General features: G+C 68.9%; 7 protein-coding genes. 4 read left to right on the top strand and 3 right to left on the bottom strand.

The features are described 5' to 3' along the window. Nucleotides 1-109: 109 nt before the first annotated feature. Both KIH31_RS16470 and KIH31_RS16465 read right to left on the bottom strand, forming a co-directional pair. Nucleotides 110-1,567 carry a HAMP domain-containing sensor histidine kinase gene (locus KIH31_RS16470; protein ID WP_214428218.1) on the bottom strand — a complete coding sequence of 486 codons (1,458 nt, stop codon included), beginning with the start codon at nt 1,565-1,567 and terminating at the stop codon, nt 110-112. 2 nt (nt 1,568-1,569) lie between these two features. Beyond that, the gene (locus tag KIH31_RS16465; RefSeq protein WP_307857687.1) at nt 1,570-2,280 is read right to left on the bottom strand and encodes a response regulator transcription factor; all 711 of its coding nucleotides are present in this window, start codon (nt 2,278-2,280) and stop codon (nt 1,570-1,572) included. 222 nt (nt 2,281-2,502) lie between these two features. Here KIH31_RS16465 and KIH31_RS16460 point away from each other — a divergent pair, with 222 nt between their 5' ends. From KIH31_RS16460 to nagB, 4 genes are all read left to right on the top strand, one after another. Continuing rightward, nucleotides 2,503-3,678 (top strand): ROK family protein, encoded by a 1,176-nt coding sequence (locus KIH31_RS16460; RefSeq protein WP_214428216.1) that lies wholly within the window; start codon nt 2,503-2,505, stop codon nt 3,676-3,678. Between the two features lie 131 nt (nt 3,679-3,809). Beyond that, nucleotides 3,810-5,270 (top strand): APC family permease, encoded by a 1,461-nt coding sequence (locus KIH31_RS16455; RefSeq protein WP_214428215.1) that lies wholly within the window; start codon nt 3,810-3,812, stop codon nt 5,268-5,270. Continuing rightward, nucleotides 5,270-6,298: an ROK family protein gene (locus KIH31_RS16450; RefSeq protein ID WP_214428214.1), complete on the top strand. Its 1,029-nt coding sequence runs from the start codon at nt 5,270-5,272 to the stop codon at nt 6,296-6,298. The genes KIH31_RS16455 and KIH31_RS16450 overlap by 1 nt, the downstream gene beginning before the upstream one ends. A 15-nt stretch (nt 6,299-6,313) precedes the next feature. Next, nucleotides 6,314-7,147 (top strand): glucosamine-6-phosphate deaminase, encoded by an 834-nt coding sequence (nagB, locus tag KIH31_RS16445; protein ID WP_214428213.1) that lies wholly within the window; start codon nt 6,314-6,316, stop codon nt 7,145-7,147. Here the strand turns inward: nagB and KIH31_RS16440 are convergent. Then, nucleotides 7,099-8,745 (bottom strand): DNA repair helicase XPB, encoded by a 1,647-nt coding sequence (locus KIH31_RS16440; RefSeq protein WP_214428212.1) that lies wholly within the window; start codon nt 8,743-8,745, stop codon nt 7,099-7,101. The two genes, nagB and KIH31_RS16440, sit on opposite strands and share 49 nt — an antisense overlap.

The following is an 8,745-nucleotide window of genomic DNA, read 5'->3' as shown; positions in this document are numbered from 1 at the left end:
ACGGGCGCCTCGAACACCTCCGCGGCTCAGCCCTCGGATTCAGGAACCTCACCAACTACATCGCGAGATCACTCCTGGAATCCGGCGGCTTCCGATCCCGACTACACCCTTAATTACGATGAGCCAGATAAGGCAAGCGGATGGTCATGGTCGCCCCGCCGCCGGCCGTCTCGCTGTGCCGCACGGTGCCGCCGTGGGCTGCCACCAGGGCGGAGACGATGGCCAGGCCGAGGCCGCTGCCGCCGGTGTCCCTCGTCCGGGAGGAGTCGGCGCGGTAGAACCGCTCGAAGACGCGCGGGGCCTCCTCCTCGTCGATGCCGGGGCCGTGGTCCCGCACTTCGAGGACGGACTGGCGGCCCTCATCCGTCTCCTCGACCCCCACGGCGATTTCGATCGGGGAGCCGGCCGGCGTGTACCGCAGGCAGTTGCCGACCAGGTTGGAGACCACCTGCCGCAGCTTCGCCTGGTCGCCGGAGACGGGTGCGTTCCGGCCCGGGCCGCCGTCGAGCCCGATCACCTTGATGGGACGGTCCGGGGCCGACGCGCGGGTATCGACGAGGGCGTCGTGGCTGAGGAGCAGCAGGTCCACCGGCTGGAGCTGAAGCGGGCGCTGCTCGTCGATGCGGGCCAGCATCAGCAGGTCCTCGACGAGCTCGCCCATCCTTTTGGCTTCGCTCTCGATCCGGCCCATCGCCGTTCCGACGTCGTCCGGGGTGGCCAGCGCCCCGTGCCGGTACAACTCCGAAAAGCCGCGGATGGTCACCAGCGGCGTGCGAAGTTCGTGCGAGGCGTCGGCGACGAACCGGCGCATCCTCTTCTCCGAGGCCGTGCGGGCGGCGAAGGCGGCCTCGATGTGCGTGAGCATCGCGTTCAGCGACCCGGAGAGCCGGCCGATTTCGGTGGCAGGGTTTTCGACGTCCACGCGCCGGGAGAGGTCCCCGGCGGCAATGGCCGCAGCGGTCTTCTCCACCCTGGCGAGCGGCCGGAACGCGCGCGTCACCGTCCAGTACGCGGCCACAGTGGCGAGCACGATGGTGAGGAACCCGCCGCCGAACACGATCAGGCCCACCTGGTCCAGGGTCCGGTTCATCGGTTCCGTCGGCAGAGCGACGACGACGGAACCGACGAAGCGGGACTGCACGACGCCCCCGCGGTAGACCGAGACGTTGGCCGGCGCCGCGATCGCCACCCGCCAGTCGTCGCCGCCGTCGGTGCTGGAGGCATCGAAAGGCTTCCCGGTCCGCGCAGTGGCGTTCTCAAGGTCCATCGTGCCCAGCACCGGTTTGTCCGCAGTGTGCCGGTTTTCCGACACCAGCCGGCCCGAGCCGTCGTAGTAGGCCACGTAGAACTCGACCGGCGCCGGACCGCTGGCCTCCGACTGGGAGGTGCCGGTCTGCAGGATGGTGCGCTGCTGCTGCACCAGCTGGTTGTTGATCGTGTCCGAAAGGTAGGAGCGCAGGAGCGTGAGCGTGGCGAAGCCGATGGCCGCCAGCGAGGCCACCAGCAGGATCACGATGGTGGCCACCAGCTGCGAACGCAGCGAGGCGGACTTCCAGGCGCGCAGCAAGATCAGCGCTTCTCCGCCGTCCGCAGGACGTAGCCGACGCCGCGCTTGGTCTGGATAAGGGCGGGCGCCTCGGGGTCGATGTCGACCTTGCGCCGGAGGTAGGAAATGTAGGACTCGACGATGGAGGCGTCCCCGTTGAAGTCGTACTCCCAGACGTGGTCCAGGATCTGCGCCTTGGAAAGCACCCGGTTCGGGTTGAGCATCAGGTAGCGCAGCAGTTTGAACTCGGTCGGGGACAGGTCGATGGTGTGGCCGCCGCGGCGGACCTCGTGGGCGTCGTCGTCGAGCTCGAGGTCATCGACGCGGATGACGGCGTCGTCGTCGAGCAGGGGCTGGGTGCGGCGCAGGACGGCGCGGATCCGGGCCACGACCTCGTCGAGGCTGAAGGGCTTGGTGACATAGTCGTCCCCGCCGACGGTCAGGCCGGTGACCTTGTCCTCGGTGTCGTCGCGCGCGGTCAGGAACAGCACGGGGAAGTGCCGCCCTGCCGACCGCAGCCGGCGGGTTACAGTGAAGCCGTCCATGTCCGGAAGCATGACGTCCAGGACCGCGAGGTCCGGATTGTGTTCCTCGGCGGCCTGGAGGGCGTCGCGGCCGTTCGCTGCGGCGACGACGTCGAACCCGGCGAAGCGCAGCGAGGTGGAGAGAAGTTCGCGGATGTTGGGCTCGTCGTCGACAACGAGCAGCTTGGCTTCGGGTCCGTTCTTTTTCACCATTTCAGTGTCCGTCCGCAGGCTGGGAATTAGCTGGAGGAACCTTGTGAGTCTACTGTCAGCATACGCCCAGCTTGCGTACGGCGGGCCGCCAGGGCCGCGGGATTGCGGGCCGACGGCGCGGAAAGGCACCCTCCGGCTTGTATCGTGTGGACTGCGGGAACGCGGGCCCCGGACGGGCCGCGCCGGCTTGTGGCCGACGAACAGAGGAGAGAACCAGACTTGCTGCGCACGTCACTGATGCACGGGGTGCAAGCCTCCCACCTGCGGCGCATCAACGAGCGGGCCGTGCTCGAACACCTGCGGACGGGTGCCTTCACGGCTCCGGAGCTGGCGGACCGGACGGGGTTGTCCAAGCCGACCATCGGCACTGCTTTGCGCACACTGCAGTCCGCGGACCTGGTGCGTGACCGGGGGTTCCGGGTGGGCCGTTCGGGACAGGCGCCGGTCGAGTGGGGTATTAACGAAACAGCAGGCTTCGTCCTGGCGGTCGACGTCGGCACGCAGTGGGTCCGGCTCAAGCTTGGCAACCTCGCCGGCGAGACCGTCGCCGCTCGCCGCGCGGGCTCGGGTTCCGCAACCGCCGCAAGCATCCTCGCGGCGCTGGACCGCTCGCTTGCGGAGCTGCTGGCGGAGGCCGGCGTCGCCCGCAGTGCGATTGTGTTCACCGTGGTGGGAAGTCCCGGCGTCGTCGATCCGGTGACCGGCAGCATCAACCACGCTTCCAACCTGCCCGGCTGGGATGATCCGTCGACGCTCGGGGAGCTGCGGGCGCGGTTAGGGGACCGTTGCGTGATCATGAAGGACGTCTACCTCTCAGCGCTCGGGGAAACAGCCCGGCGCGGCGGACCGGCTGCGGAATTCGTGCTCTTCTCGATTGGCCGCGGCGTGGGGTCCGCCGTCGTCCACGAAGGGCGGCCGCTGACAGGCGCCCGCGGCGCCGCGGGGGAAATAGCGTTCCTGCCCATGACGAGCGGCACCGCGGGAGGGGCGCCGTCCGTCCGCGGTTCGTTCGAGGAGGCGACGTCGGCCGATGCGATGCTCGAGCGGGCGGCCGAGCTGGGGGGCGCCTTTTCGACCGTCGAGGAGCTGGTGGACGCCTGGGAGGCAGGCGACGGGACCGCCGAGGCTGTCATGCAGAGGGAAGTCGAGCTCACCACTTATGCGCTGAGCGCTTTGGTTGTCGTCGTGGATCCGCCGCTGGTGGTGCTCGCCGGCAGCGTGGGACTCCGCGGCGGCGCGCGCTTCGCCACGGCGGTGCGGCAGGCCCTCGGGCGCGTGCTTCCCTTCGGACTGCCTGCCGTGGAGCCCAGCCTGGCCGGGGAGGATGCGACACTCGACGGTGCGCTTGACCGGGCTCTGGACCTGGGATGGGCGCGGCTGCTCGATGTGCTCTGACTGAGCGGACCAGCCGCGGGCCCCGCCCCGCTTTGACCCGATCGGAAAAGTCTTTTACTATCGCTCTATCAAGCCGCGAGAGTGAACCTGATCACCTGCGCACGCAGCGGCCGAGCATCAAAGGATTTTCAATGGCGTCAATTCCCACGAACTCCCCGCAACTCCGCCGGAGGATCGGTTCTTTCCAAGCCACGGCCCTGAACATGTCGCAAATGGTCGGCATTGGGCCCTTCATCACGATTCCTGCCATGATCGTCGCCTTCGGCGGCCCCCAGGCCGTCGTCGGATGGATCGCCGGAGCGGTCCTGGCCCTCGCGGACGGCCTGATCTGGGCCGAACTTGGAGCCGCGATGCCGGGTTCGGGCGGAACGTACGTGTACCTGCGCGAGGCCTTCAAATACCGCACCGGCCGGCTCATGCCGTTCCTCTTCGTCTGGTCCGCCGTGCTGTTTATCCCCTTGGTGATGTCCACGGGCGTGATTGGCTTCGTGCAGTATCTGGGCTTCCTCGCCCCGGACCTGGACGGGACGGCCGGCACCTTCATCGGCCTCGGCCTCATCGCCCTCATCGTCGCGGTGCTCTGGCGCCGGATCGAATCCCTGGGCAAACTCACCGTCGTGCTGTGGGCCGTCATGATCCTCACCGTGCTGACGGTGATCATTGCCTGCTTCACTCACTTCAATGGCGGCCAGGTGGTGGACTTCCCGGCGGGTGCGTTCGACATAACTTCCGGCGGCTTCTGGGTGGCGTTCGTCGCCGGGCTGACCATCGGCATCTACGACTACCTCGGCTACAACACCTCCGCCTACATGGGGGCCGAGATGAAGAACGCCGGACGCACCATCCCGCGCTCGGTGGTCTTCTCCGTACTCGGCATCATGGTCATCTACCTGCTGACCCAAATCGGGGTGCTCGGAGTCGTGAAGTGGCAGGAGATGCTCTCCACTGACTCGCTGGCGTACACCTCCGTGGTCTCGCTCGTCCTGCAGCGCACCTGGGGCGCGGCCGCCGCGAACGTGGTAACGGTCTTCATCCTGGTGACAGCCTTCGCCTCGCTCATGGTCGGCCTCCTGGCCGGTTCGCGGGTGCCGTACGACGCCGCCCGGGACGGCGTGTTCTTCCGCGTGTTCGCCAAACTGCACCCGCGCAAGGAGTTCCCGGTTGCCGGGCTCGTGACGATGGGACTGATGACCGCTGCCGGCTTCCTCATCGGCCGTGCGACCAACATCGGCGCCCTGATCCAGCTGCTCACGGCCGTGATGGTGCTGGTTCAGGCGATTGGGCAGGTCGTCGCCGTCGTGGCGCTCCGCCGGCGCCGGCCGGACATGAAGCGTCCCTACAAGATGTGGCTCTACCCGGCTCCGCTCGCCGTGGCCGGCATTGGGTGGCTCGTCATCTATCTCTACTCGGACATCAACGCGCCCGGCCTGCACCCCATGGAACTCTCGCTCGCCTGGGTGGCGGCCGGAGTGGCATGCTTCCTGGTCTGGGCCAAGCGCGAGAAGACCTGGCCGTTCGGGCCGCTGCCGGTGGAACGCAACGAGGTCGACGAGGAGATTGCCGTCGAGGCGGCTGAAGAGGTCCACGTCTGATGCATCCCGCTACAACGGCGACGCCGGTGGCCGTCGGAGTGGACATCGGCGGCACCAAAGCCAAGGTGTGCGTCGCGGACCTGGACGGCACGGTTCTGTTCCTGGAACGTCTCTCCACGACGGAGGCGGCGACGACATCAGCCCTGCTGGGCGACGTGGCCGCTTCCGTCGAGCGGTTCCTGCGCTCCAGGGAGCGGCTCACCGGCGCCACCGCGGCCCTCGTCTGTGCAGGACTGGTGACGCCCGGGGTGGTGACGGACGGGCTGATCGGCCTGGCTCCGAACAACCCGGGGATGGAGGCGTCCAACCCGGCGCAGGAACTCGCCCGGCTGCTGGGGCTGCAGCGGGTTGCCTGGGCGAACGACGTCAAGGCCGCGGCCATGGCAGACCACCGCTGGGGCGAGCTGCGGGGCGCCCGCTGCGGCCTCTACATCAATCTGGGTACCGGCTTCTCGGCCGGCGCGGTGATCGACGGCGTCCCGCTTGGCGGGGCGCACGGGGCAGCGCTGGAGGTCGGGTATCTGCTGCCGTCGACCGCGCTCGGCCCCGGCCACCGCAGCGGAGCCGCGCCGCTGGAGGACCTCATCTCCGGGAGCGCGCTCAGCCAGCGTGCCAAGGACGTTGCCGGAACGGAGCTGAGCGCCTCGGACGTGCTCTCGCTCCTGCTGGAACCGGTGGCCGTTCCGCCCGGGGGACCCGCGCTGCGGGACCTGGCCGAGCAGGCTGTGGAACAGCTGTGCCGGGCGGTGGTGAATCTGGCAGTCACCCTGGACCCCGACACGATCTCCGTCGGCGGCGGCGTCTGCGCTGCGGCGCCCGCGTTCATTCCGGCCCTGCGCAGCGCGCTGGACGAGTACGTCCCGTACCCTCCCCGGCTGGTGCTCTCCAGCACTCCCGATGACCTGTCCATGCTCGGTGCCCTGCTGCTGGCCTACCGCGACGCAGGCGCCGACGTCGGCTCCCTGACATTTCCCGGAACCGATTTCCCGCACGCCGGGCTTCCGCTCGGCTCCCTTCCCGCCGCCTGATCGAGGTTTCTGTCCGTGGACATCATTCTTGTTGAAAATGCCGAGCAACTCGGGGCGCAGGCCGCAGCCCTGATCACCGCCCGGGTGCAGGACAAGCCGAACCTGGTGCTCGGCGTCGCGACCGGCTCCTCGCCAATGCCCGTCTACGCCCGGTTGGCTGCCGAGCGCTCGGCGGACTTCAGCTCCGTCTCCTGCTTCGCCCTGGATGAATATGTGGGCCTGGCGCCGGCGGACCCCAACAGCTACGCCGCGTTCGTGCGGCGGCTGGTGACGGAGCCGCTCGGGATCGGAAGCGCGAACACCCACCTCCCGGACGGCGCGGCGCCCGACGTGGCAGCGGCCTGCGCCGGCTATGAGGCCCGGATCAAGGATGCCGGCGGGATCGACCTGCAGATTCTGGGCATCGGGCGGAACGGACACCTCGCCTTCAACGAACCCTCCTCACCGCTGGACTCCCGCACGCGCGTGGTCGAGCTCACGGAGGACACGAGGACAGCCAACGCGCGCTTCTTCCGGGCTCCGGAGGACGTGCCCCGGCAGGCGATCACCCAGGGGCTGGGCACCATCCGTGAGGCGCGCGAACTTCTGCTCGTCGCCAGCGGGCGTGCCAAGGCGGCGGCTCTTCGCCAGGCGCTGTCCGGCCCGGTGGATGCGTCCTGCCCTGCGTCGCTCGTCCAGCTGCATCCGCGGGTGACGGTGATCGCGGACCAGGCGGCGGCGTCGCACCTGGACGCCGGCGGCTTCGGCCGCAGCAACGGCGGAGCCCTGCGCCGTACCCTGCGGACGCTCGCCGAATACCGTCAGGCCGCGGGCTTGATGTCCTTCGCGTCCAGGATCGTGTACGCGTAACCCTGCTCGGCGAGGAACCGCTGGCGCTTCGCCGCGAAGTCCTGGTCGAGCGTGTCCCGCGCCACCAGAGTGTAGAACCGGGCCGCGCGCCCGTCCTGCTTGGGCCGCAGCAGCCGGCCCAGCCGCTGCGCCTCCTCCTGGCGCGATCCGAACGAGCCGGACACCTGGATGGCCACGGAGGCCTCGGGCAGATCGATGGAGAAGTTCGCGACCTTGGACACCACGAGGGTGGTGATCTCACCGGCGCGGAACGCATCGAAGAGCTTCTGCCGCTGCTTCACGGAGGTCTCGCCCTTGATCACCGGGGCGTCCAGCCGTTCGCCGATTTCGTCCAGCTGGTCGATGTACTGGCCGATGACCAGCAGCTGCTCGCCGGCGTGCTGCCTCACCAGCTGCTCGACGACGCCGGACTTCGTCTCGCTGGTCGCGCAGAGCCGGTACTTGTCCGCGTCCTCCGCCATCGCGTAGGCGACCCGCTCGTCCTTGGGCAGGTCCACCCGGACCTCCACGCAGTCCGCGGGAGCGATGTAGCCCTGCGCCTCGATGTCCTTCCACGGGGCGTCGTAGCGCTTGGGGCCGATCAGCGAGAAGACCTCCCCTTCCCGCCCGTCCTCGCGGACGAGTGTGGCGGTCAGCCCCAGCCGGCGCCGGGCCTGCAGGTCCGCCGTCATCCGGAAGATCGGGGCCGGGAGCAGATGGACCTCGTCGTAGAGGATCAGGCCCCAGTCGTTCGCGTCCAGCAGCTCCAGGTGCGGGTAGAGGCCCCCGCGCTTCATCGTCAGCACCTGGTAGGTGGCGATCGTCACCGGCCGGATCTCCTTCACGGCGCCGGAGTACTCCCCGATCTCCTCCTCGGTCAGCGATGTGCGCTTGAGCAGTTCGTCCTTCCACTGCCGCGCCGAGACGGTGTTGGTGACCAGGATCAGCGTGGTGGTCGACGACGTCGCCATCGCCGCCGCGCCCACCAGCGTCTTTCCCGCGCCGCAGGGCAGCACGACGACGCCGCTGCCGCCGGCCCAGAAGTTCTCGGTGGCCACCTTCTGGTAGGGCCGCAGCGCCCAGCCGTCCTCGTTCAGGGCGATCGGATGCGGCTGGCCGTCGACGAACCCGGCGAGGTCCTCTGCCGGCCAGCCGATCTTCAGCAGCAGCTGCTTGAGCTGGCCGCGCTGCGAGGAGTGCACGACGACCGTCTCGCCGTCGATCCGCGGGCCGAGCAGCGGCTGGATCTTCTTGGCGCGGATGACCTCCTCGAGCACGGGGTAGTCGTCGGTGCGCATGACCAGGCCATGCTGCGGGTCCTTTTCCAGCCGCAGGCGGCCGTAGCGCGACATGGTTTCTTCGATGTCGATGAGCAGGGCGTGCGGAACCGGGAAGCGGGAGTACTTGAGCAGCGTGTCCAGCACCTGCTCGGCGTCGAGCCCGGCGGCGCGGGCGTTCCACAGGCCCAGCGGAGTCAGCCGGTAGCTGTGCACATGTTCGGGGGCGCGCTCCAGTTCGGCGAATGCCGCGATGGCATGCCGTGCCTCGGTGGCCAGGTCGTGGTCCACCTCCAGCAGGATGGTCTTGTCGCTTTGGACGATGAGCGGTCCGTCGTTCAT

The organism is Paenarthrobacter sp. DKR-5 (assembly GCF_018531425.1).
In the GTDB taxonomy this organism is placed as follows: domain Bacteria; phylum Actinomycetota; class Actinomycetes; order Actinomycetales; family Micrococcaceae; genus DKR-5.
Note: the sequence above shows the minus strand (reverse complement) of the source record. Positions and strands in the feature narration are given on the sequence as shown.